At 72.7% G+C, this 23,235-nt stretch carries 22 protein-coding genes, 1 pseudogene and 1 riboswitch; of the genes and pseudogenes, 10 read left to right on the forward strand and 13 right to left on the reverse strand.

Going from position 1 to position 23,235, the window contains the following annotated elements; translation table 11 throughout:
• The first annotated feature begins 3 nt into the window (after window positions 1–3).
• Together AB0K18_RS22985 and AB0K18_RS22990 are read left to right on the forward strand one after the other, a co-directional pair.
• A complete protein-coding gene (locus AB0K18_RS22985; RefSeq protein WP_364917371.1) occupies window positions 4–342 on the forward strand; it encodes a hypothetical protein in 339 nt (112 codons plus the stop codon).
• A gap of 34 nt (window positions 343–376) precedes the next feature.
• The gene (locus AB0K18_RS22990; RefSeq protein WP_364917373.1) at window positions 377–2,491 is read left to right on the forward strand and encodes a carbon starvation CstA family protein; all 2,115 of its coding nucleotides are present in this window, start codon (window positions 377–379) and stop codon (window positions 2,489–2,491) included.
• A 6-nt stretch (window positions 2,492–2,497) separates the two neighbouring features.
• On the opposite strand, the gene AB0K18_RS22995 is transcribed toward AB0K18_RS22990, so the two are convergent.
• Both AB0K18_RS22995 and thiD read right to left on the reverse strand, forming a co-directional pair.
• Entirely contained in the window at window positions 2,498–3,172 is a 675-nt protein-coding gene (locus AB0K18_RS22995) for a TenA family protein (protein ID WP_355417029.1), read from the reverse strand.
• A gap of 28 nt (window positions 3,173–3,200) precedes the next feature.
• Entirely contained in the window at window positions 3,201–4,010 is an 810-nt protein-coding gene (gene thiD, locus AB0K18_RS23000; protein WP_364917375.1) for a bifunctional hydroxymethylpyrimidine kinase/phosphomethylpyrimidine kinase, read from the reverse strand.
• Window positions 3,998–4,093, reverse strand: a riboswitch (TPP riboswitch). Its footprint overlaps the gene before it by 13 nt.
• Before the next feature lie 57 nt (window positions 4,094–4,150).
• Here thiD and AB0K18_RS23005 point away from each other — a divergent pair.
• Window positions 4,151–5,095, forward strand: a complete 945-nt coding sequence (locus tag AB0K18_RS23005; RefSeq protein ID WP_364917377.1) for an ATP-dependent DNA ligase — start codon at window positions 4,151–4,153, stop codon at window positions 5,093–5,095.
• 221 nt (window positions 5,096–5,316) lie between these two features.
• Window positions 5,317–6,783, forward strand: a complete 1,467-nt coding sequence (locus AB0K18_RS23010; RefSeq protein WP_364917380.1) for a M28 family metallopeptidase — start codon at window positions 5,317–5,319, stop codon at window positions 6,781–6,783.
• 53 nt (window positions 6,784–6,836) lie between these two features.
• On the opposite strand, the gene AB0K18_RS23015 is transcribed toward AB0K18_RS23010, so the two are convergent.
• Together AB0K18_RS23015 and AB0K18_RS23020 are read right to left on the reverse strand one after the other, a co-directional pair.
• Window positions 6,837–8,363: a M28 family peptidase gene (locus tag AB0K18_RS23015; RefSeq protein WP_364917383.1), complete on the reverse strand. Its 1,527-nt coding sequence runs from the start codon at window positions 8,361–8,363 to the stop codon at window positions 6,837–6,839.
• 82 nt (window positions 8,364–8,445) lie between these two features.
• On the reverse strand, window positions 8,446–9,060 hold the full coding sequence (locus AB0K18_RS23020; RefSeq protein ID WP_364917386.1) for a hypothetical protein: 615 nt from the start codon (window positions 9,058–9,060) through the stop codon (window positions 8,446–8,448).
• A gap of 207 nt (window positions 9,061–9,267) precedes the next feature.
• Here AB0K18_RS23020 and AB0K18_RS23025 point away from each other — a divergent pair, with 207 nt between their 5' ends.
• Window positions 9,268–10,521 (forward strand): hypothetical protein, encoded by a 1,254-nt coding sequence (locus AB0K18_RS23025; protein WP_364917389.1) that lies wholly within the window; start codon window positions 9,268–9,270, stop codon window positions 10,519–10,521.
• Between the two features lie 18 nt (window positions 10,522–10,539).
• A pseudogene (locus AB0K18_RS23030) lies at window positions 10,540–10,743 on the forward strand (WXG100 family type VII secretion target); the annotation flags it as partial.
• 66 nt (window positions 10,744–10,809) lie between these two features.
• Here the strand turns inward: AB0K18_RS23030 and AB0K18_RS23035 are convergent.
• From AB0K18_RS23035 to AB0K18_RS23045, 3 genes are all read right to left on the reverse strand, one after another.
• On the reverse strand, window positions 10,810–10,935 hold the full coding sequence (locus AB0K18_RS23035) for a hypothetical protein (protein WP_364917391.1): 126 nt from the start codon (window positions 10,933–10,935) through the stop codon (window positions 10,810–10,812).
• A gap of 65 nt (window positions 10,936–11,000) precedes the next feature.
• Window positions 11,001–12,062: a HesA/MoeB/ThiF family protein gene (locus AB0K18_RS23040; RefSeq protein ID WP_364917394.1), complete on the reverse strand. Its 1,062-nt coding sequence runs from the start codon at window positions 12,060–12,062 to the stop codon at window positions 11,001–11,003.
• A gap of 95 nt (window positions 12,063–12,157) precedes the next feature.
• Window positions 12,158–12,601: a hypothetical protein gene (locus AB0K18_RS23045; RefSeq protein ID WP_364917396.1), complete on the reverse strand. Its 444-nt coding sequence runs from the start codon at window positions 12,599–12,601 to the stop codon at window positions 12,158–12,160.
• Between the two features lie 211 nt (window positions 12,602–12,812).
• On the opposite strand from AB0K18_RS23045, the gene AB0K18_RS23050 reads away from it, so the two are divergent.
• Complete coding sequence (locus AB0K18_RS23050) at window positions 12,813–13,310, forward strand: sigma-70 family RNA polymerase sigma factor (protein ID WP_355417230.1); 498 nt, start codon at window positions 12,813–12,815, stop codon at window positions 13,308–13,310.
• 34 nt (window positions 13,311–13,344) lie between these two features.
• Complete coding sequence (locus AB0K18_RS23055) at window positions 13,345–14,040, forward strand: zf-HC2 domain-containing protein (RefSeq protein WP_364917399.1); 696 nt, start codon at window positions 13,345–13,347, stop codon at window positions 14,038–14,040.
• Between the two features lie 53 nt (window positions 14,041–14,093).
• Here AB0K18_RS23055 and AB0K18_RS23060 read toward each other — a convergent pair whose 3' ends face one another.
• The 5 genes from AB0K18_RS23060 to AB0K18_RS23080 form a co-directional block, all read right to left on the reverse strand.
• The gene (locus tag AB0K18_RS23060; protein WP_364917401.1) at window positions 14,094–16,403 is read right to left on the reverse strand and encodes a hypothetical protein; all 2,310 of its coding nucleotides are present in this window, start codon (window positions 16,401–16,403) and stop codon (window positions 14,094–14,096) included.
• Window positions 16,400–18,100: an ABC transporter permease subunit gene (locus AB0K18_RS23065; RefSeq protein ID WP_364917404.1), complete on the reverse strand. Its 1,701-nt coding sequence runs from the start codon at window positions 18,098–18,100 to the stop codon at window positions 16,400–16,402. The genes AB0K18_RS23060 and AB0K18_RS23065 overlap by 4 nt, the downstream gene beginning before the upstream one ends.
• Before the next feature lie 61 nt (window positions 18,101–18,161).
• On the reverse strand, window positions 18,162–19,397 hold the full coding sequence (locus tag AB0K18_RS23070; protein ID WP_364917407.1) for a hypothetical protein: 1,236 nt from the start codon (window positions 19,395–19,397) through the stop codon (window positions 18,162–18,164).
• Complete coding sequence (locus tag AB0K18_RS23075; protein ID WP_364917410.1) at window positions 19,381–20,010, reverse strand: ATP-binding cassette domain-containing protein; 630 nt, start codon at window positions 20,008–20,010, stop codon at window positions 19,381–19,383. Before AB0K18_RS23075 ends, AB0K18_RS23070 begins: the two co-directional genes overlap by 17 nt.
• A 97-nt stretch (window positions 20,011–20,107) precedes the next feature.
• Complete coding sequence (locus tag AB0K18_RS23080; protein ID WP_364917414.1) at window positions 20,108–20,716, reverse strand: alpha/beta hydrolase; 609 nt, start codon at window positions 20,714–20,716, stop codon at window positions 20,108–20,110.
• Window positions 20,717–20,814: 98 nt separating this feature from the next.
• On the opposite strand from AB0K18_RS23080, the gene AB0K18_RS23085 reads away from it, so the two are divergent.
• Complete coding sequence (locus AB0K18_RS23085) at window positions 20,815–22,041, forward strand: aromatic acid exporter family protein (RefSeq protein WP_364917416.1); 1,227 nt, start codon at window positions 20,815–20,817, stop codon at window positions 22,039–22,041.
• Window positions 22,042–22,180: 139 nt separating this feature from the next.
• Window positions 22,181–22,858: a hypothetical protein gene (locus AB0K18_RS23090; RefSeq protein WP_364917418.1), complete on the forward strand. Its 678-nt coding sequence runs from the start codon at window positions 22,181–22,183 to the stop codon at window positions 22,856–22,858.
• Here the strand turns inward: AB0K18_RS23090 and AB0K18_RS23095 are convergent.
• Window positions 22,836–23,204 (reverse strand): hypothetical protein, encoded by a 369-nt coding sequence (locus tag AB0K18_RS23095; protein WP_355417097.1) that lies wholly within the window; start codon window positions 23,202–23,204, stop codon window positions 22,836–22,838. The genes AB0K18_RS23090 and AB0K18_RS23095 overlap by 23 nt on opposite strands.
• Window positions 23,205–23,235: the final 31 nt, after the last annotated feature.

Genomic DNA, 23,235 nt, shown 5'->3' on the forward strand with positions numbered 1-23,235 from the left:
CGGATGTCCCGTGTCACGCTCACCCCCGCCGCCCGTGACGCCCTGCGCGCCGACGAAGTGGTCTTCTTCGACTGGCACGTCACCGGTCTGTGCTGCGCGGACGCGGGCGAGTTCTCGGTCCGGCCGCTGCGGCGCAGCAGGTTGCCGCGCCGGGCGCGCGAGCTCGGCCCGACCGGTCTCGTGTACGCCCACCCGACCGCCTGGGTGCACCTCGCCGAGCTGCCCGTCACCATCGACTGCCGCCCGCTGTGGCGCTGGCGGCGCTTCACCACCGACCTGCTGCCGGACGCCGGGCTGCGCTGCTGCCTGGGCCGTCCGGCACACAACACGGCTCACGACTGATCCTGTCCGTCGCCAGACACATGGGAGGTAACCGGTGAAGCTGCGTTCCATCATCATCTGGACGGCGGTGGCCCTCGTCGGGGCCGTCGGCTGGGCGGTGCTCGCCCTGTCCAGAGGCGAGAACGTCAACGCGGTGTGGCTGCTGTGCGCCGCGCTCGGCTCGTACGCGATCGCCTACCGCTTCTACGCCCGCTTCATCGTCCGCAAGGTGCTGCGGGCCGACGATCGCAGGGCCACCCCCGCCGAGCGGCTCGACAACGGCATCGACTACCACCCGACCGACCGGCGCATCCTGTTCGGCCACCACTTCGCCGCCATTGCGGGGGCGGGGCCGCTGGTCGGTCCCGTGCTGGCCGCGCAGATGGGTTACCTGCCCGGCACGATCTGGATCATCGCGGGGGTGATCTTCGCCGGAGCCGTGCAGGACATGGTGGTGCTGTTCTTCTCCATGCGGCGCAACGGCAGGAGCCTCGGGCAGATGGCCCGCGAGGAGATCGGCCCGGTGGGCGGCGCGGCGGCGCTGATCGCGGTCTTCGCCATCATGATCATCCTGCTCGCGGTGCTGGCGCTGGTCGTGGTGAACGCGCTCGCGCAGTCGCCCTGGGGCGTCTTCTCCATCGCGATGACCATCCCGATCGCCCTGTTCATGGGCTTCTACCTGCGGGTGATCAGGCCGGGCAGGGTCGTCGAGACGACGGTCATCGGGGTCGTGCTGCTGATCCTCGCCATCATGGCCGGCGGCTGGGTGCAGGAGTCGAGCTGGGCGCCGACCTTCACGCTCAGCCCGTCGGCGCTGGCGCTGTGGCTCATCGCGTACGGGTTCGTCGCCGCCGTGCTGCCCGTCTGGATGCTGCTCGCGCCGCGCGACTACCTGTCGACGTTCATGAAGATCGGCACGATCGTGCTGATCGCGGTCGGCATCGCGGTCACCATGCCGCCGCTGCGGACGACCGCGTTCACCGACTTCGCCTTCAACGGCGAAGGGCCGGTCTTCGCCGGGTCGTTGTTCCCGTTCGTGTTCATCATCATCGCCTGCGGCGCGCTGTCCGGCTTCCACGCGCTGATCTCGTCCGGCACGACGCCGAAGATGATCCAGAAGGAGACGCAGGTCAGGATGATCGGCTACGGCTCCATGCTCATGGAGTCGTTCGTGGCGGTCATGGCGATCACCGCGGCCTGCGTGCTGAGCCCCGGCCTCTACTTCGCGATGAACTCACCGGCGGGCGTCGTCGGCGCGACCGTGCAGAGCGCCGCCGAAGCCGTCACGAACATGGGCTTCGTCATCACCCCCGAGCAACTGCAGGCCGCGGCGGCGGCCGTGCAGGAGGAGACGCTGATCGCGCGGACGGGCGGCGCGCCCACCCTGGCCGTGGGCATCTCGCAGATCTTCTCCGGCTTCCTCGGCGGCGCGGGACTCCAGGCGTTCTGGTACCACTTCGCGATCATGTTCGAGGCGCTCTTCATCCTCACCACCGTGGACGCGGGCACGCGGGTGGGCCGGTTCATGCTCCAGGACACGATCGGCAACCTGTGGAAGCCGATCTCCCGGGTGAGCTGGTGGCCCGGACTCGTCGCGACCAGCGCCGTCGTGGTGGCGGCCTGGGGCTACTTCCTCTACCAGGGCGTCAACGACCCGCTCGGCGGCATCAACCAGCTCTTCCCGCTGTTCGGCATCGCGAACCAGCTCCTCGCCGCCGTCGCGCTCACCGTGGCCACCACGCTGCTGATCAAGAGCGGCCGGCTCAAGTGGGCGTGGGTGACGGGCGTCCCGCTGGCCTGGGACGCCGCCGTCACGCTCACCGCGAGCTGGCAGAAGGTGTTCTCGCCCGACCCCACGCTCGGCTTCTTCGCCCAGCGCGACCGCTATCAGGCGGCGCTCGACCAGGGGCAACTGCTCGCGCCCGCCAGGACGGAGGACGCGATGCGGCAGATCGTGGTCAACTCGACCGTTGACGGCGTGCTGGCCGCGCTCTTCGCCGTGCTGATCATCGTGGTCCTCCTCGACGCCGCCCGCATCTGGATCAAGGCGATCCGGCTGCGCGAACCGCTGCCCGACACGGAGGCGCCGTTCCAGGAGTCCACGATCGTGGCGCCGTCGGGGCTCATCGCCACCCGCGAGGAGAAGGAGCTGATGGCGAAGTCGCCCTGAGCGGCGTCAGGGGGCCAGCCAGGCGGCCGTGGGCCAGCCCTCGCGCCGCCACGCGCTGTCCCAGAACATCCACTCGTACGCCGCCGCCCGCCCGTACGCCTGCGCCATCGCCTCGCGGGTGTCCGGGAGGGAGGCGGCGGCGAGCCGGTCGGTGATGGCCTTGGCCCGCTCGACGGAGGCGGCGAACTCGGGGTCGGAGTAGGTGGAGATCCACTTGGCGTACGGGTGCGCGGGATCGTCGCCGGCCTTGGCGAGCAGCGCGGTGCCGACGTCCTGGTAGATCCAGAAACACGGCAGCACCGCCGCCGCGATCACCGGATACGGCGCCGACAGGGCGGTGGCCTGCAAGAACGACGAGTACGCCAGGCACGTCGGCGAGGTCGCGATGCCCTTGACGGCCGCGCCCAGCTCCTCGATGTAGCCGGAGTGCAGCTCGCGCTCGGCGACCAGCGCGGTGTGCGCGCTCATGGCCCAGAACGCCGCCTCGTCGGAGTCGTCGGCGCGGACGGAGGCGGCGGCCAGCGCCTTCGAGAACGCCTCCAGGTAGCGGGCGTCCTGCACCATGTAGAAGGCGAACGTCTCACGGTCGAGCGAGCCGTCGCCGAGTGCCGTCACGAAGGGGTGCTCGTGGATGGCGCGCATCAGCTCGGACGTGCGCTGCCAGATGTCATCGCAGAACATCGCGTCTCTTTCGCGAGAAGGGGGCCGGTTACCAGGCGTTGTGGAAGTGGTGGACCGGGCCGTGGCCGTGGCCGACGCCCAGCGAGTCGGCGGCGCGCAGCGCCTGCGTCAGGTAGTCCTTCGCGGCGCGCACCGCACCGGGCCAGTCGTCGTGGCGGGGCCGCAGAGCCGCGATGGCCGAGGACAGCGTGCAGCCCGTGCCATGGGTGTTGTGCGTCGGCACCCGCGGCGCGGCCAGCTCGATCGTGCCCTCGGGGGTGGCCAGCACGTCGACGCAGGTGTCGCCGTCGAGGTGGCCGCCCTTGAGCAGCACCTGCCGGGCGCCGAGCGCGCGCAGCCTGGCCGCCTGCGCGTGCATCTCGGGCAGCCCGCTCGCCTGCGGCTCGCCGAGCAGGTCGGCCGCCTCGGGCAGGTTGGGGGTGATGAGGTCGGCGCGCGGCAGCAGCGTGCGGCGCAGCTCGCTCACCGCGTCGGCGGGCAGCAGCCGGTCGCCGCTCTTGGCGACCATGACGGGGTCGAGCACGACATGAGGCGGCCGGTACGTGTCGAGCGCCGCCGCCACCGCCTTGATCAGGTCGGCGTCGCCCAGCATGCCGATCTTCACGGCATCGGCGGGCACGTCGGTGAGCAGGGTGTCGAGCTGCTGGGCCACGAACGCGGCGGGCACCTCGTGGATGCCGGTCACGCCCGTCGTGGTCTGCGCGACCAGCGCGGTGACGACCGTCATGCCGTACGCGCCGAGCGCGGAGAAGGTCTTGAGGTCGCCCTGGATGCCGGCCCCGCCACTCGGATCGGTGCCCGCGATGGTCAGGACTTTGGGAACGGCGTTCGCTGCCATGACGTCCCTTCGCTAGTGCGAACTAGATCAGGTTCGACGGGTGTGATCTCAGCCCGGCTTTCCGGGCACCCCGCGTCAACGGCTCACTCTAACAGGCCGGGTTGTTGACCACACGTTCGAGTGTGGGCATCGTAGGGCGGGTGGCCGCTGACGAGACGCGCGACGGGGTCTCCCTGACCAACCTCGACCAGCCCCTCTTCGACGGCGCCGACGCCACGAAGCGGGACCTGGTCGACTACCTCGACGCGGTCGCGGGCCGGATGGTGCCCGTGCTGCGCGACCGGCCGCTCTCGGTCATCCGGGTACGCCCGGGGCAGGAGCCGTTCATGCAGAAGAACCTGCCCAAATACGCTCCCGACTGGGTGCGGTCGGTGACCATGTGGGCGGATTCCGCGCGGCGGCAGGTCACGTACGCGCTGTGCGACGACCGCAGGACGCTGCTCTGGTTCGCCAACCAGCGGGCGGTCGAGTACCACCCGGCGCTCTACGCCGGTGAGCACCCCACGCACATGGTGCTCGACCTCGACCCGCCCGAGCACGACTCCTTCGCGCCGGCCGTCCGGGGCGCGCACCTCGTCAGGCAGGCGCTGGCCGACTGCGGGCTGGCGGGGGCCGTCAAGACCAGCGGGGCCAAGGGGGTGCACGTGTTCGTGCCCGTCGTGCCCGGCACCGCGATGGACGACCTGGCCGCCGCCACCCGGGCGCTGGCCGCCCGCGCCGAGCGGCTGGACCCGGCGCTGGCCACCACCGCGTTCATCAAAGAGGACCGTGAGGGCAAGGTGTTCCTCGACTCCACCCGGGCGGGCGGCGCGACGGTGGCGGCCGCCTACAGCCCGCGGATCCGGCCCGGCGTGCCCGTCTCGTTCCCCGTGGCCTGGGACGAGCTCGACGGCGTGCGGCCTGGCGAGTTCACCATCCGCACCGCCGTCGAGCGGCTGGGTGAGGGCGACCCGTGGGCCGAGCACATGCCGGCGCCGCAGGCGCTGCCCGCCGACCTCGTCGAGGAGGGGCACACGATCCCGGTGGCGCGCGTACAGGCGATGCACGAGGGCAAGCGCCGCGCCCGCGCCCGCCGCGCCGACTAGCCGTCCGGGCCCGCCGCACCGGATAACCGCCTGCGGCGCCGGACTGCCGCCCGCGGAGCCGGGCCGTCGCCCGTGGCTGGCGGCGGGGGCTGTGGGCGGCGCGGCTGGCGGCGGATAAGTCCGGATTTATGGGTCTTCACGCTGGTCGGTTGGCGGGTTACCGTCCGGGGGCGGCTGCTCGGGGGGAATCGCCGCTCTTCCGACCTTCCCTGGGGGACCCTATGCGAAGGACGTTCACCGTACTGCTCGCCGTGCTCGCGTTATCGCTCGTCACGGCCGCACCGGCGCACGCGGGCGGGCTCGACGACGTGTTCGCCAAGCTGCTCGTCAAGCAGGTGAAGGGGACCAGCGCCAAGAAACACCTGGACGCCCTGCAGGCTATCGCCACCGCGAACGGCGGCAACCGCGCCGCGGGCACGCCCGGCTACAACGCCTCCCGCGACTACGTGGCGGGCAAGCTGCGCAAGGCGGGGTACAAGGTCACGCTCCAGCCGATCGACTACGTGGAGAGCTGGACCGAGAACGCCCCTGCGGTGCTCCAGCGCGTCTCGCCGGATCCGAAGGCGTACGTGGCCGAGCAGGACTTCCACACCTTCCAGCCCTCGCCGCCCGGTGACGTCACCGCGCAGGTGCAGGGCGTGGACCTGACCCTGCCGCCGACCCCTGAGCCCACCTCGACCAGCGGCTGCGAGGAGGCGGACTTCGCCGGGTTCGTGGCCGGGAACATCGCGCTCATCCAGCGCGGCACCTGCCCGTTCGCCCAGAAGGTACGCAACGCGGGCTTCGCGGGCGCGTCCGCGGTCATCGTCTTCAACGAGGGCCAGCCTGGACGTACCGACTCGACCCCGCTCGACCTCGGCGAGTGGCGGGCCGGCATCCCCATGCTCTACACCGACTTCGCGGTCGGCGCCGAGCTGGCCGCGAACCCCGGCACCACGGCCAGGGTCAAGGTGGACGCCACGCTCGTGCTCGGCAAGAACGACAACGTGATCGCCGAGTCCCGCTTCGGCGACCCGCGCGACGTCGTCATGGTCGGCGCGCACCTCGACAGCGTGCCCGAGGGCCCCGGCATCAACGACAACGGCTCAGGCACCGCCGCCGTCCTCGAGGTGGCGGAGGAGATGGCGCTCTACCCGGTCAAGCACAAGATGCGCTTCGCGTTCTGGGCCGCTGAGGAGATCGGGCTGCTCGGGTCCGACCAGTACGTCGAGTCGCTGTCGGAGGCGCAGCGGGACCGGATAAGGGTGTACCTGAACTTCGACATGGTGGCCTCGCCGAACCACGCGTACAAGCTGTACGACGGCGACGACTCCGACGGCGTCGGCTCCCCCGCGGGCCCGGCCGGCTCGGCCAAGATCGAGCGTCAACTGGCCGACTTCTTCAAGAGCCGCAAGCTGCCCACCGTCGGCACCGACTTCGACGGACGCTCCGACTACGGGCCGTTCATCGCGGTCGGCATCCCGGCCGGCGGCATCTTCACCGGCGCGGAGGGCATCAAGACGCCGGAGGAGGCGGCGATGTTCGGCGGCACGGCGGGCACGCCGTACGACCCGTGTTACCACCAGGCGTGCGACACCCTCGCGAACGTCAACGCGAAGGTGTTCGACGTGAACGCCGACGCCATCGCGGACTCGACGGCCCGCTTCGCCTTCGACCTGCGCGGCATCCCGCCACGCACCGCCCCGTAGTCCGCCCGGTAGTCCGCTTCGCCGGGGCGAGGGCACTCTCGCCCCGGTCGCGGTCAGCGGGTGATGGTGACGTCGTCCAGGCCGGCCTCCACGAGGGAGGCGCCTGAGGCGTCGGCGGCGTCGATGAGGAGGCGGACGGTCTGGCCCGCGTAGGCGTTCAGGCTCGCCGTCGCGGTGGTCCAGGCGCCGTTGCGGTTGGCGGCGGCGCCGGGCTGGTTGAGCACGGTCGTCGTGGTGCTGCCGACGACGCGGACGCGCAGGTAGTCGGCGCTGGAGGCGTTCGAGCCGTGCGCCAAGTAGTACGAGAAGGACAGGTTCAGGGGGCCTGCCGAGGGGAGCGTGATCGGCGGTGACTGGATCGAGGTGACGCCGCCGTCGATGTCGTGGTCGCCCGCCGACGAGCCGGCCAGGCGGCCGGTCACCAGGTCGTTCGTGCCGCTGACCGTGGTGCCGAGCTGCTTGGCGCCGCTGGAGGTGGTGGCCTGCGGGTCGCCGCGTTCCCAGAGCCCGGTGCCGGCCGTGTCGGTGCCGTTCGGGTTCGCCGTCCAGCCCGTGGCCGTCTCGAACGTGTCCTGCCAGACCACGACCGGCGGTACGGCGGTGGCGACGGTCCACACGGCGTAGGCGATGGCGTCGGCGTTCCTGTTCAGCGCGGTGTCGTTGATGTTGGCCGTGGTGTCGCAGGAGCGGTGGTAGCAGACGTCGAACGCCTGCCCGGCGGTGCCGCCCCACAGCGCGGCCTGCGCGCTGGTCTTGGTGCCCTCGGCCCCCGTGAACGTGCCACCGGCCGGGATGCCCGCCGCGATGAACGGCCCGTAGTCGGAGCGGCCGTCGAAGTCGGTGCCGCGGGTCTGGACGCCGATGGAGGTGAAGTAGTCCTGGAGGGTGCGCTCCAAAGCCGCGGACCCGGCGGGGCCTGGCCCGGCGCCCGTGCCGTCCGAGTTGTCGCCGTCGTACACGAAATATCCGGCGTTGGGGGAGCCGACCATGTCGAAGTTCAAGTACCCCTTGATCCGCGTACGTTCTGCGGCCGGCAGGTTGTTCACGTAGAACTGCGACCCCCGCAGCCCCAGCTCCTCCGCGCCCCACCAGGCGAAGCGCAGGTGCCTGGCCGGCTGCAGCGATTGGCGGGAGACTTCGAGCGCGGTCTCCAGGACGGCCGCGCTGCCCGAGCCGTTGTCGTTGATGCCGGGCCCCGCGGTGACGCTGTCGAGGTGCGCGCCCACCATGAGCACGTCGTTCGGGTCGCCGCCCGGCCAGTCGGCGATGACGTTGTAGCCGGTCGCGCCGTTGTAGGTGAACGACTGCAGGGTGGTGGTGTAGCCGGCCGCGTCGAGCTGCGACCTGACGTAATCGGCCGAGGCGAGGTAGCCGGGCCTGCCGTGCGCCCGGTTGCCGCCGTTGGCGGTGGCGATGGACTGGAGCTGCGACAGGTGGGCCTTGACGTTGGTGAGGGAGATGTCCGGCGGCGCGGCGGCCCGCGCCGGCCCGGCCGGCATCACCGTGATGAGGGACAGTGCCGCGATCGCCGCGATGAGGGGTGATCTCGTTTTCCAGGACGTACGCCTAGATAAGAGCAAGGCGGCGCCTCCATCCGAGGTCGAGGGGTGGAAGATCCCGAGATGGTGCTGAATGGACGGTAACGCCGCGAAGGTGGTTCGCCTAGCCGTTCGTACGAGTGGTGATGCCGGGTTTGAGCGCCGCCACCGCCGCCTCGGGATCCTGGGCGAAGAACCTCACCGAGGTCACCTCGGCGCGGCGGCCCAGCGGGCGGACCACGGTGACCGGCTCGGCCAGCTCGACCGTCACGTTCGTCTGCGAGGAGACCGCCACGGTCAGCCGCCCGCCCTCGACCGTGATCATGCCGCCCTGGTGGTACGCCCGCCCGGTCCGTACGCCCGCCACCAGCTCACGGGGCACCCGCAGATCGAGGTAGACGCCGTACCTGACGCGCAGCTCATCGGCGGTGACGACGTGCGGCCTGGTGGCGCAGCCCGCGACCAGCATGAGGACGTACAGCAGGCCGTACAGGTCGGCGATCAGCACCCCGTACCGCAGCCAGCCGGGCACGCCGAGCGCGGCCAGCAGCAGGTCCACGACCACGGTCTCGACCGCCATCGCGAAGCTCATCAGGCCCAGCATGAACGCCTGCTCCTTGCCGTACGCGAGCGCCGTCGCCCCGTCCGGCACCCCGTGCCGCCGCCGCACGATCCACGCCGCGATGGCGGCCAGGCCCCTGACCTCGAACCCCACGATCCGCAGCACCGCTCTGACCATGTGCTTCCTTCCTCCGGCGGTTTCCCCGCTCATGGGACACGTTGACGTCGCGTCAAGGTCAAGCCCGGCAAACCCGCTCGGCATGGGTTGAACCCGCCATAAGGAGTCGGCGTACAACCTGTCGGACCTGCGGCACCCGCCGATGACCTGCCGGAACGCGATCACCGGCGGTGCCGCCCACGCTGACCGGCCACCATGGGGACGGCGATGGAATTTCAGGGATGGAGCGACGGCCTGGCTCTTCGGCCGCGCGATTACCTCGGCATGGGCGAGCCTCTGACCGCCGTCCTCGCGACGGCGGGCCCGCTCACGGGCGAGCGGCTCTACCTGTTCGCCCTCGGCACCGCCACCACGATGGCGCGCCTGCACCTGGGCGGCATCGCGGGGCTGCGGCTCAGCCCGGCGAACGTGCTGATCTCACCCCAGGGGCAGGCGTTCTTCGCGCCGGGGCCCAGGGACAGCCTGTTCCCCGGGCACGACGTCGGCGACTGGGCGGACGTCGTGGTGTATGCGGCGACGGGGCGGCTGCCGGACGACGGCGCCGACCTCGACCGGCTGCCGCCCGCCTTGCGCGCGGTGATCGACGAGTGCCGCCGCCCGGACCCGGGTGCCCGCCCGCCGGCCGTGGACCTGGTCCGCATCCTGCTCGGGCATCCCGGGCGGCACTCTGGGCGGCGCAGTGACGGCTCGGTGCACGAGCTGCTGATGGCGGCCGAGCGGCGGACGATGCCGTACGAGCGGGTCCGGCATCCTGAGCCCCCGCCGCCCGGGCCGTTGTGGCGGCGGCCCGCCTACCTCGCGGGGCTGGCGATCGGCGTGCTCGCCGTGGCCGTGGCGGCCGGCGTGGTGATCCTGGCGTCCGGCGGCGAGCGGCGTGCCGCCACGGACGACCTGGTCGACGCGATGGGCGCGCGCACGGCCACGTTCCGGCACGTGAGCGGGGAGACCGTGGCCGAGGGGCGGCTGAGCTTCGACGGGGCCGCGTCCACGGCGTACGCGATGAAGCTGACCTGCGGGAACGCCCCCGCGCCCGTCACGGTCTCGCTGGTCGGGAGCAGGGGCGTGGCGGGCGGCGCGGCGTTCGACACGGCCAGGCCGCCGAACGAGCCGTGCGCCCAGCAGCAGGCGCCCGGCGTGCGGGAGCTGAGCTCGCCGTACACGATCAAGGCGCTGCTCGACGCGGCGGGAACCGGCGTGACCAGCAGGCCCGCCGAGGGCGGCGGGCGCGTGCTCACCGGCTCCGCGCTCGCGCACCGGGTGCGGGGCGAGGAGGACGCCGCGTCGTTCGCGGGCGTCGGCGCCGAGGGCCCGGTGCGGTTCACCGTGCAGGTGGACGACGCGGGGCTGCCGGTACGCCTGCGGCTGCGCATGGAGAGCCGGGCCGCCGGCGCCCGCGTCGTCGAGACGGTCTACCGCGACTGGCGCGCCTACGAGGACATCGAGGAGGGGCCGCATGGCTGAGGAGTTCAGCGCGAACCGACCCAGCTCAAGGCGATGATCGACCAGCTCGTGACCAGCGACTTCGTCACCGAGCGCGCCTCGGGCAAGTTCCAGCAGGACTACGATCGGTGGAACAACGGCGCCCGCCAGGTCATGCAGGGCCTGGAGGGCATGAGCCACTTCCTCAAGACCGCCATCGCCAAGCACCGCGAACTGGACGCGTCACTGAGCGGCGGCGCATAGGACGGCCCTGAGTTTCGAAGAAGAAATCGTCCATGCCCCATTACCGGCGGTCGCCCCGAAATTCGCTCAGTTGGAGTTGCCGTGGCTGGGGTGGAGCACGGCCGGGGTCTCGGCCTTGGCCAGGCGGCGGATGGTGATCGTGGTGGGGGCCTTCCGCTCCTGCTGATTCTGCGGGGCAGGGGGGTTGCTCATGGCACTCCTTACCGGGCAAGTCAGGAAAACAGTGGGGTGACGGTATGATTCCCTTCGCATCCCCCTTAATAACAGAAATTACACCCGCTGCGGGTGGGATATCGCGCAAAAACATGCGTATCCGGGTCGAGCAATGACAGGCCGTGGAAATAGCCCGGCGGGGTGGCCGACAGGCCGGTCAGCAGTTGCACCACGTCGTACGCCACGAGCTGGCCCGACAGCCCGGCCGACATGCCGGTGACGCCGGGCCAGGCGTAGCCGCCGCCGGGCTGCGGCGGGATGCCGGCCCGTACGCACGCGAAACACGGACCGCCGGGCCCGAAGACGCCCACGCTGACCAGCGGCCCGTTGTAGCCGCCCGTCACCCACGGGATGCCCGCCCGCGCGCAGGCCCGGTTGGCCCACGTCCTGATGCCGTCCGGCTCGCCGGGCCGGTCGGCGCAGAGGGCCAGTACGTCGAAGCCGTCGATCAGGCGGGCCAGCGCGTCGGGGCCGTCCACGGTGAGCGGTTCGCCGGTGACTGAGATGTCGGAGTTGACCCGGCGCAGCCGCTCCACCGCCGCCTCCGCCTTAGGGCGGCCGACGTCCGGCTCGGTGTAGAGGATCTGCCGGTTGAGGTTCGACAGCTCGACGACGTCGGGGTCCACCAGGTGCAGCCGGCCCACGCCCGAGGCGGCCAGCGACCAGGCGGCGTGGGTGCCCGTACCGCCGAGGCCGATCAGCAGCACGCGCGCGGACTTGAGCGTGACCTGCGGCTCCCAGCCGTGGTCGCGCGGGGTGAGGTCCACCCAGCGGAAGTAGTCGCGGCTGCGGCTGTAGCGGTCCTTCTCCCGTTCGCTCAGCTCGTCGCAGGGGCCCGGCGACGTCTCCTCCACGTGGCCCGACGCCAGCAGCGCGGCCACCAGCTCGTCGGCCTCCTCCTGGGTGAGCGTCGCGAAGCCGGCGCGCAGCTCGGCGGCGATCTCGGCGGGTGCGCGGGTGCCGTCCATGAGCGTCAGGGCCGACCAGGCGTGGCCGTCGGCGTCCCGGATCTCCGTGGCCAGGCCGAACATCGCCCCGCCGAGCCGGACGGTCCCGTCGCCGAGCCGCTGCGGGGCGTGCTCGGGCTTGACGCGGGGAAAGCGCATGCCCCCGATCGTGGTCAGCGGCCGGCTACAGGGTCAAGGTCGCGAGCTGCACGAGGTCGAGGCGGCGGGACGCGGCCAGGTAGGCGCGGCTCAGCTCAGCGGGCGCGAGCATGTCCTGCAGCAGCGTGGGCAGCGTGTCGAAGCGATGGCCATCGCCACCGAATTGGGCAGCGGCAACAGCGACGAAAGCAGCGCCACCGCCTATTGCGCTGCGGCACCTCGTCGCGCGGCATCGTGATGCGCGCGGCGGGCGCGGGGGAGAAGGCCCGGTCGAAGTCGCGGAGCAGGTCGATGTCGGTACGCTCGCGGCCGATCAGGTGGCTGCCCGGCGTCAGCCAGACCACCCGGCCGGCGTCGGGGCCGGCGAAGGCGCGGATCGCGCCCGCCGCCGCGAGGGGCCGCCAGGGTTGCGTACGCTCAGGCTCGCCCACGCTGATCGTGACGCCCGGCACGAGCGGGCTCTCGGCCATGGGTGTCTCGGGCTCCGCCGTCACCTCGGCGTCGGCGGCGGTGCCTGCCGCCGGATCGCGGATCGTCAACCGAATGATCATAATCCCCTCTCCGGGGGACTGAAGCACGATTTAGCGGAATAATCTGGCTATGCGGCGAGGTTCGCAAAATACCCCACCCGCGCGGCGCGCCGTCGCTAGAGTGATATTTCCCAATATCAGCGTACCGAGTGCGGTATTTCATGATATCCGCAGCGCGAGGAGCCCGCCCGTGGTGAATCACCGCGTAACGGACGAGGCCATGGTCCGAGCCCTCTACCGCGAATACGGCGCCCCCCTGCTGGCCTTCGCCATCAGGCTGACGGGCGGCGATCGCCGCTGGGCCGAGGACGTCGTCCAGGAGACGCTCGTACGAGCCTGGCGCAACCTCCACGACCTGCGCACGGAATCCGGCTCGCTGATGCCCTGGCTCGCGACCGTCGCGCGGCGCGTCGTCATCGACGACCGGCGCCGCAACAGCGCCCGCCCCCTCGACACCGTCGAAGACCTTTCCGACCGCGCCCAGCCCGTGGCCGCCGAGGACGAACAACTGCTGCGCGAGATCGTCGTGACCGACGCGATGATGTCGCTCTCCCCGGCGCACCGGCAGGTGCTCACCGAGACGTTCCTCCTGGATCGCACACTCCAGGAGGCGGCGGAGACGATCGGCGTGCCCGTCGGCACGGTGAAGTCCCGCGTGTACTACGCCATGCGCGCCTTACGGGTCGCGCTGGAGGAAAGGGGGGTGACGCTGCCGTGACCAAGGTGCGTCACGATGACAGGGGGGTGGCGCCATGACCGAGGTACATCACGAGGACGTGGCCGCGTACGCGCTGGGCCTGCTCGACGGGGATGAGCGGGCGGCCTTCGAGCGCCATCTGCACGGGTGCGGGACGTGTTCCGCCGAGGTGGGGTCGTTCGCCGCCATGGGAGAGCTGATCAAGGGGGTGCATCCGGACGACCTGCTGCCGCAACCACCGGATCCGCAGGTCGAATCGCTCCTCGTCCGCCGCGCCGCCACCGAGCGGCGGCGCCGCAGCCTGCACCGCGCGTTCATGACCGCGGCGGCCTGCGTGCTCGTCGCGGCCGGCGTCTATCTCGGCGTCAGCGCCACGACCGCAGGTCCCGATCCCGACAGCATCCACAGCCCGGCCCGCGCCCTGCTCATGACCGGCCGCACCTACTCGGTGACGGACCCGGCCACCGGCGTGACCGGGCTCGTCGGCGTGGAGGACAAGGGCTGGGGCACGCACGTCGCGCTGGAGCTCAAGGGCGTCAAGGGCCCGCTGCAGTGCCGGCTCATGGCGGTCGGCGACGACGGCCGCTCCGAGGTGGTGGCGAGCTGGGGCATCCCGGACAAGGGGTACGGCGTGCCGGGCTCACCCGACCCGCTTCTCCTGCACGGCGGCACCAGCCTCCCGCAGGACGAGCTCAACCACTTCACCATCCAGACCTTCGACGGCAGAACCCTCGCCACGGTGGCGGTCTGACGGGAGGCGGCTTCGCGCCCGGCGGGCCGCCGGCACCCTGCAGGGCGGGCGGGTCAGGGGACTTGCAGGAGTTTGCGTAGCTCCTCGACCTGTTTCGGCTCGGCGATGCCGTCCCATGGGTGGAGGGCCTTCAGGCCCTTCTCGCGGTGGTCGGCGGCCCGCTCCGGGCGGAGCCTGCTCAGGTGCAGGTGGGCGAGCGCGGTGCTGATGCCGGCGGCGGGCAGGCGGGAGGTGGCCTGGTCGAGCAGGCCCGCCACCGCGCCGGGCTCGTGCGCCGGGTCCGCCAGCAGGATCCCGGCCCGGTGCACCAGGCAGCGCCCGCGGCCGAACTCGTCGGCGGTCCCGGCGTAGAGGCGTTCGGCCTCGTCCAGGTGCAGGCCGGCGTCGTGACTCTGGCCAAGGTAGTGGTGGGCGAGCGCGAGCAGCTCGCGCGCGTGCGCCTCCGTCGCCTGGTCGCCGGCCTTCCGCGCCAGGTCGAGCGCCTCGAACAGCACCACCCGGGCGTTGGTGTGCAGGCCGCGGGCCTTGCCGGCGGCGCCCTCGTGGTCGTGCGCCTGGGCCTTGCGCATGAGCAGCGCGGCCACGTTCGCCAGCCTGATGGCCTGCCCGGCCACGTGCCCGCCGGTCAGCGCCTGCCCGTACCTGACCAGCGCGGACTCCACGGCCTCGTACTCGTCGCCGGCCGACAGCAGGATGGCCGCGTGCGCCAGGTGCAGGTCGGCGGGCCACGACTCGACCCTGACGCGCACCGCCGCCGCCCGGTCGAAGTGCCTGCGCGCCTCGCGCGGGTCGCCCGTGGTGAGCAGGATCGCGCACTGCCGCAGCTCGGCCATGGCCTGCACCTGCTCGTCCCCGAGCGATTCGGCGGCCCGCGCCAGCTCGGCCGCCGCGCGCAGCCGGTCCTCGTGCCGCTGTTCGAGCCGGAACCAGGTTTCCAGCGCGTCGCCGATCTCGGCCAGCGCCCGGCCGGTACGCGGCGCGGGCTCCTCGCGGGCCAGCACCTGCAGCAGCACCCGGTCCTCCATCGCGAACCAGGTCCGCGCCTCCTCGGCGGGCAGCCGCCCGGCGTACCCGGTGGCCTGCTCGGCGAAGTGCTCGACCAGCCGCCGCCAGGCCGCGATCTCCCTCGGCGGGCGCGCCGCCGTGCCGGTGCCGGGGTCCGCCGCGCCGCTGCCGCGGAAGGTCCCCGACACCCGCACCCGCGTCATCCGTACGTTCTCCACCAGCCCCAGCTCGGCCAGCTCCGCGATCGCGTCGGCCGCGGACGGCACGCCGAGCAGCGCGGCGGCCGCCTGGTGGTCGACCTCGGCGATCGGCAGCCCGGCCAGCAGCACGAACAGTCGCTTGGCGGTCGGCCGCAGCTGCCTGACGCTGCGTTCGAGCACGAAGTCGAGGGTGTCGGGGATGGACAGGTTGCGCAGGTCGTCCACCAGCGACTGGAGGGAGACGCCGGGGTTGCCGGCCAGCCAGCGGCCGACCCTGACCAGTTCGAGCGGGCTGCCGAGGCAGGCGTCGGCGAGCAGCTCCAGCGCCTTCGGCTCGCGGGTGACCCGGTCGTCGCCGATGTGCCGGGCCAGCAGCTCCCGCCGCGCGTCGGGGGCGAGCGGGCCGAGCTGGATGAGCTCGATGTGCTGCGGCGGCTGGTCGGCGAGCGTGCCCGCGATCACGATGTGCGCGCCGGGCACCCGGGTCGGCAGCCACTCGACCTGGCTCCACGAGCTGACGTTGTCCAGCAGCAGCACCTGGCCGGTGCCGGTGAGCGCCTCGATGACCTCCTCGGTGGCGTCCCCGGGCTCCTGGATGCCGCCGGGCGGCCGGTTGAGCGTGCGCAGCACCCGCTGGGCCACGCTCAGCGGCGTCTCGGGGCGGTCCCGGTCGGCGCCGCGCAGGTCGGCGTAGCGCTGCCTGCGCGCCTCGCCCTCCAGCTCCCACACCGCGTGGACGGCGACGGTGGACGTGCCCATGCCGATGGCGCCGTGCACGACGACGACGCCGCGTTCGAGCGCCTCCGCCTTGATCCGCCGCAGCTCGGCCGCGCGGCCGATCAGTTCGTCGATCCGGTCGGGGAACGGCATCGTGGCCGGCACCAGCCGCGGCGGGCGGGCGCGCTGACGCCGGATCCGGTACGTGACCAGCCCGGCCACCACCGGCACCACGACCACGAACACCGCGAGCAGCCCGGCCACCGCCCAGATCGGCAGCAGCTCGACGAGCTTCTTGGCCAGCTCCTCCTGGAGGATCAGGATCGCGCCGCCCACCGTCAGCGCCCCGCCGACCCCCAGCTCCGCCCAGTGCGCCGCGGCCAGCCGGTAGAGCCGCGACAGCCGGAAGCCGAGCCGCTCCCTGCGCGAGATGTCCGTCACCGGCGCACCCCCCGCGTCAGGCCCCGGTACAGCAGCCGCGCGGTCACGGCCAGCACCAGCACCGGCACCGCCGTCGCGAGCACCGCCTGGGCCGCGAGCGGGCTCGCCGCGCTCATGAAGTGGCGGGCCTGCTCCAGCAGGATCAGCGGCAGGTGGTCGCCGGACGGCCAGTTGAGCAGCAGCCCGACGATCGCATCGTTCCAGACCAGGACGAACGTCAGCACTCCTGCCAGCACCACCGCGGGCCGGGCCTCGCGCACGAAGTGCACCAGCTCCCACCGGTCGCGCGCGAGCATGGGCGCGGGCACCCGGACGAACGCGTTGTGCAGCACCAGCACCGCCAGCGGCAGCACCAGCGCCGCGTGCACGATGGTCAGCGCGGGTGCCGTGCCGATCGGGCTCAGCGTCTGCTGCAGCGGCACCGCGAACGCCTGTGGCGGCAGCACCGCCAGGGCCACCGAGACCAGCAGGACAGGCCGCCAGGTGCGGCGCGGCAGCAGGTGCTCGTGGGCCAGCACGTACGCCGCGGGCACCGCGGCCAGCAGCACCACGCACACCACCGTGACCGCCCGCAGGAACGTGGTGCCGAGCGCCCCGGTGAACGCGCTGTCGGTCAGCGCCTCCGCGTACGAGCCGAGCGTCCACGGCTCGCCGTTCCACCACCCGCTCCGCGCGGCGGCGACCGGGTCGCGCAGCGAGGTGATGAGCAGTGCCGCGAACGGCAGCAGCCACAGCACCGACACCGCGCCGCCGAGCGGCCAGAGCCGCCGGCCACTCGTGGCGGGCGGCTGCGCGGACGGCGTGGAGCCGGCCCAGGTGACCCGCCCGCGCAGGCCGAGCAGGGCGGGCGCGGCCAGCCCGGCCACCAGCAGGGACATCAGGACGGCCAGCGCGGCGGCCCTGGCGTACCCCAGGTCGTCGTTGTGCCGCCACCAGTACAGCCCGCCGCCCTCGACCAGCGCCTGCATCGACCCGGGCACGCCCATGAGCACCAGGTCGAACACGCGGGCCGCCGCCACCAGCGCGAACAGGTACGCCAGCGCGGCCGGCCCGGCCAGCGCAGGCAGGACGACGGACCACAGCCGGCGCCCGCGGCCCGCGCCGAAGGCCCTGGCCACGCGCAGCAGGTGGGCGGGCAGCCTGGCGAGTGCCTCGTGGAAGACCAGGAAGGCGACGCCCGCGTACTGCCAGACGAAGGCCAGGCCGAGCACCAGCCAGATCCAGCCGGGGCCGAGGAAGGCGGTGTCGCGGCCGAGCACGGCGGCGGCCATGCCGCGCTCGCTGCTGGTGTCGAACAGCAGCCGGAAGATCGCGCCCGTCGTCAGCGGCGACACCACGGCGGGCAGCACCAGGATGACCCGCATGACCAGGCCGAGCGCAGGGCCCGCGGTCCTGACCAGCCAGGCCAGGCCGAGCCCCACCGCGCACACCACCACGACCAGCACCCACCAGATGAGCGTGTTGCCGACCGCCTGCCACGCCTGCGGGTCGGTCAGCACCTCCGACCACGCGCCGGGCCGCGAGAAGCTGATCAGCACGGTGCCGAGCAGCGGCGCCAGGATCACGCCCGCCGACAGCACCACCGCGAGCAGCAGATAGAGCGCCGCCCGCCACCGGCTGATGCCGCGCGCACTCACCGGCCCCCCGGCATCGTGATGCGGCGCCACCTCGAACAAGAACGCGTCTGGCCCGCTCATGGCGCGCTCACCCCGGACAGGAGGGCGTGACGTCCGCTCGTTACGGCGCTCGTTCGCCCGCTCATCGGCCGATGCCCTTCGTGAGGCTGGTGACGATCTTCTCCCGGGCGGCCTGGGCGGCGCCGGCGGGGGCGGCGGTGCCGGCGGCGACGTCGCCGAACAGCTCCGTGAGGACGCGCCACAGGCCGCGGCCGTCGCCGCCCTCCAGACGGCCGATCAGGCGGTCGGACAGGTCGTAGCGGCGGCCCTCGCGCCCGCGCAGCGCCAGCGCGGGCTCGCGCAGCAGCGGGTGAGAGGGCTCGCGGTCGAGGGTGAGGAACCCGCCCTCGTCCACCCAGTCGGTCAGCGCGTCGTGCTCGTCGCTCCCGCGCGGCCTGGTCAGCCACTCCACGAAGTCGAGCGCGTCCTGCCCGCCGCCCCGCATCGCCACCGCCACGTCGCCGCCGGCCACCAGGGGCGGCGGCCCGCCCGCGTGGCCGGGGAAGGAGAAGTGGCGGGCGACGTCCTTGCCGGCGTAGCGCTCGATGACGGGCAGCGCGAAGTCGGGCGCGGCCACCACGTCGGCGCCGCGGTAGCGGAAGACGTCGAGTATCGAGTCGTGGAACTGCAGGGTCAGCGCCCGCCTGCCCTGGTCGGGGGTGAACGCCTCGCGCCAGATCAGCGCCAGCACCGTGAGCGCCTCGGCCACCTCGTTCCTGCCCCACCACTCCGGGTCGCCGCGCGTGGCCGCGGCGAAGAGGCCGTCGTAGACCTCGGGCGCGTAGGCGAGCAGCACGTTCTCGAACCAGTCGCTGAGCACCCACCCGTCGGCCGCGCCGATGGCCACCGTGCCGGGTCGGGGCATCCATGAGGTCAGGTTCGCCGGGGCGTGCCGCTCATCCTTGCGGTGCCAGACGAGCGACTTGTTGGCGAGCTTGAACCAGGTGCCGAGCTCGGGCCCGCCCTCGTACGGCGTCACGAGCCCCCGCCAGAACGCGTCCTGCACGTGCCCGCCCACCCTGGGCTGGATGCGCGGGCTCACCAGCGGGTCGAACAGCAGCCCGAGCCTGGGGATGACGGCCACGTCGGGGATGACGTTCTCGGCGGGGCCGCGCAGCAGCGCGCTGATGTTGTCGCCCGCCGAGTAGACGCTGACCGGCCGCCGGGAGCCGGCCGCGTACGCGTCCACCACCCGCAGGAAGCGCTGTAACTCCGCGCCGCTCCACACCACCGCGACCCGCAGCGGCGGCTGACCCGCGCAGGCCGTGGCGGCCAGTGCCGGCACCCCCAGCAGGAACGCCCTACGGCTGATCGGCATCGGTGATCTCCCAGACGCGCGCGGACGAGGCGAGGCTGGTCACCCTGGTGCCGTCGTCGGTGACGATGAGCACGGCCAGCTTGCTGTGCAGCGCCCGGCTCACCGCCGCGTGGCACGGCTCGCAGCCCGTACGGTCCTCGACCACCACCACCTTCGGCGGCATCGGCCGGCACATGACCCGCGCGAGCGCGACGGTCAGCCGCTCGTCGTGGGCCAGCTCGTGTGGTTTGGCGCGCATGAAGCCCTGGATGTCCATCCACCCCGACATGTACGCGACCTGCCCGTGCGACACCAGGGCCAGGTCCTTGCGGGCGGCCAGTTCGAGGTTGCGCCTGACGGTCAGGTGCGGCAGCAGACCGCCGCCCGCGGGCACCAGCCCGATGGCGCGGTCCGCGGTGGACAGCGCGGTGACGTCGCGGTCGTCCAGGCGGAGCCGGCCTTCGTGCGGCGACTCCAGGCCGAGCAGGACGTCGGCGAACGCCTCGCCCGCCGCCGGGTCGCCGGCCACCACGACCGCGGCCTGCTCGGCGTCGAGAGTGAGCGGGCCGGGTGACAGTCGCTGCCGGACGCCGTGCGTGAGCCAGGTGAGACCGTCGATCTCCAGCAAGGGCACGTGTGCAACCATCCGTCACGTCGGGATGCCGTCCGCCACCTGACGTTCGCACAAACGACGATCTACTTCAACGTGGCCGGGCGACTCCCGCGCGTGTTCATACGGCGGTACGGGCGCCGCTGAAGTGGGTGACGAACCAGCCGCGGGCATGCTCCGCCACGGCGTCCAGCGCGCCCGGCTCCTCGAACAGGTGCGTGGCTCCCGGCACCACCGTGATCCTGGTCTCGGCGCGCAGCCGCCGCGCGGCCTCCTCGTTCAGCTCCATCACCACCGGGTCCCTGCCGCCCACGATGAGCAGGACCGGGGCGCGTACCGCGGCGAGCCGGTCGCCGGCCAGGTCGGGCCGCCCGCCGCGGGAGACGATCGCGGCGACCGGGTTGTCCGGCTCGGCCGCCGCCCACAGCGCCGCCGCCGCTCCCGTGCTCGCGCCGAAGTAGCCGACCGGCAGCCCGGCCGCGCCGGGCTGCTCCCGCACCTGCGCCGTACGCTCCAGCAGCCGCCCGGCCAGCAGCTCGATGTCGAAGACGTTCGCCCGGTCGGCCTCCTCCTCCGGCGTCAGCAGGTCGAACAGCAGCGTGCCGAGACCCGCCTCGTTGAGCGCGCCGGCCACGTACCGGTTGCGCGGGCTGAACCGGCTGCTGCCGCTGCCGTGCACGAACACCACCACGCCCAGCGCGCCGTCAGGAACGACCAGATCTCCCGGCATGTCCACCCACTCCCCTCACCGCAGCCTGCCGCTACCCGGTCACGCCCGGCTCTATCCGCCCCTGAGCTGGGCAGTGGCCTGGGGAGGGGGACGGGGACATGAAGACGGAACCGGGGCGCAGGTTCGAGCCGGCCGGTGACCCGCTCGAACGCATCTTCGCGGGCGGGGCGTCGGCGCTCACGCTCGTCCGCACCATGGGGATCGGCCGCTGGCTGCGCATGGAACGCGAGGCGCTGGCCCAGACGGTCAAGGTGACGGCGGCGTGCGCGCTGGCCTGGTGGCTGGCCGCGTACGTGCTCAAGGTCGACCTGCCGGTGCTCGCGCCCATCGGGGTGCTGCTGACCGTGTCGGCGACCGCGTACAGCACGGTCGTGCGCGGCGCCCAGCAGATCCTGGCGGTGATCGTGGGCGTGGCGGCGGCCACCGCGTTCATCTGGCTCATCGGCCCGAACGTGGCCACGCTCGCCGTCCTCGTCGTGGCCGGGCTGGTGCTGACCAGGCTGCTCAACCTGCCGGCCCAGAACGTGCAGATCCCCATCACGGCGCTGCTGGTGTTCGCGCTCGGCAGCACGTACGGCTTCGCCCGCCTCGCCGACGTGCTGCTCGGCGCCGCCATCGGCATCGCGGCGAACCTGCTCGTGCTGCCGCCCCGCTTCGTCGACCACGCGGGCAAGGAGCTGTGCGGCCTGTCGGGGGAGTTGTCGGACCTGGCCGAGGACATGGCCGAGGGGCTGCGCGGCGCGTGGGACCACGAGCAGGCGGCCGAGTGGCTGGACCGGGCGCGTACGCTGTCGCAGCGCCTTGAGGACACCGAGGAGGCCGCCGAGCAGGCCGCCGAGTCCGTACGCCTGTCGCTGCGCCGCCGCCGCTACGACCGCCGGCTGCGCCAGGTCGCCGAGGCGGCCACCTGCCTCGACCACGCCTGCCACCAGCTCAGGGGCGTCGCCAGGGGATTGGTGGACCTGGTCGCGGGGGTGCGCGGGCTGCCCGGCGAGCGCGGCGCCGACCTGCCGGAGCCGCTCGCCGACGAGCTGTCGGCGCTGTCGCGCATCTTCCGTCACTTCGGCATGCTTCAGGTGAGCCCGGGCAGCCGCGAGGACATGGAGGACCTGCGCGCCGCGCTGGACGACGGCGAGCGTCAGCACCGGCGGATGGCGGGCACCTTCCACCGCACGAGCCACCCTGAGCTGCGCTTCCTCCAGGGCGCGCTGCTGGACGACTGCGCCAGGATCCGCCACGAGTTCGATCCCGACGACGGCCCCCACCGCGCCGCCTTCCCGAAACCCGACCGCCCGGCGCACCCCGCCGCGACCACCTCCGACTGACAGTGATGACGGAGGGGAGTGCTTCCCGCCAGGGTCTGACCCACGGAATGACAGTGACCCGAAAAACCGGCCGCGCGGCTTGCGGCTGATTCCCGCGATCACCCCGCCGACCTCGGAAGAGGTTTGGCATACTGCTCGGATGTCCGATTTCTCCGAGTTCCGCGAGCGGGGGCGGGCGGCCCTGCTGGCCGGTGAGGCCACCCACGACGTGCCCATGGTGGAGGGCGGCGCCCGCTGGGGCGCGGCGGCCGTGCTGCGGCCGGCCGGGGAGGTCGTCGGGCGGCTGACGGACCTGGCGGCCACCGTGCACGCCCCCGGTCACTGGGTGCACGGCGGCCCGGCCCTGCACGTCACGCTCAGGTCGCTGGAGCCGTACCGGAGCGTGATCCCCGAGGACGACCCGCTGCGCCGCGCGTACGCCGCGGCGCTGGCCGAGGCCGCGGACGGCCTGCCGCCCGCGTGGGTCTACCTGGCGGGCGTCACCCCGCACAAAGGCGGTGTCCTGGTGGGGGCGCATCCCGTGGACGAGACGCTGGAGACGCTGCGCAAGCGCTTCGCCAGTGGCCTGGAGTCGAGGGGCGTGCGCGACCTGGAGTACGGCAGGGTCCGCGACCGCTGGTACGTCAGCCTGGTCCACTTCGCCGGCCCCCTGACGAACGCCGAGGAGCTCGTGGCCTGGTGCGACGCCCACGCGGACACCGACTTCGGCCTGGCCGAGCTGCCGGTGGCGGAGCTCGTCCAGTTCGTCCACACCGGCGCGGCGATCAGGGTGGACGAACTGGACCGCGTCCCGCTCAGCTCATCACCAGCGCGGTGAGGAACTGCAGCAGGTGCCAGGCCACGTACGCGCTGAGCGAGCAGAACGCCCACTCCTTGCCCAGCCCGATCCGCGCGACCCAGCGCAGTTCCTCGGCCGGCTCGCGGCGCACGCGCAGGCTCCTGCTGACGAAGAACGCCGAGACGAGCCACGCGGCCCCCGACACCAGGACGAGCGCGGCCGAGAGCGCGAGCAGCACCGGTGACGGGTTCCCGCCCTGCACGTCGGAGAGCTGGCGGGCCCAGGCCGCGAGCAGCCCGCCGAGCACGGCGAGTGTGATCCGCCGGTCCTTGCGCGCCTGTCGCTTGAGCCATTGAAGGTCTTGCCGCAGATGGTTCTTGAGCATCCGGATCACCTCCGCTTGTGAATCGGCCGGT

The sequence above is a fragment of the Nonomuraea sp. NPDC049421 genome (assembly GCF_040677005.1).
In the GTDB taxonomy this organism is placed as follows: Bacteria; Actinomycetota; Actinomycetes; order Streptosporangiales; family Streptosporangiaceae; genus Nonomuraea; species Nonomuraea salmonea.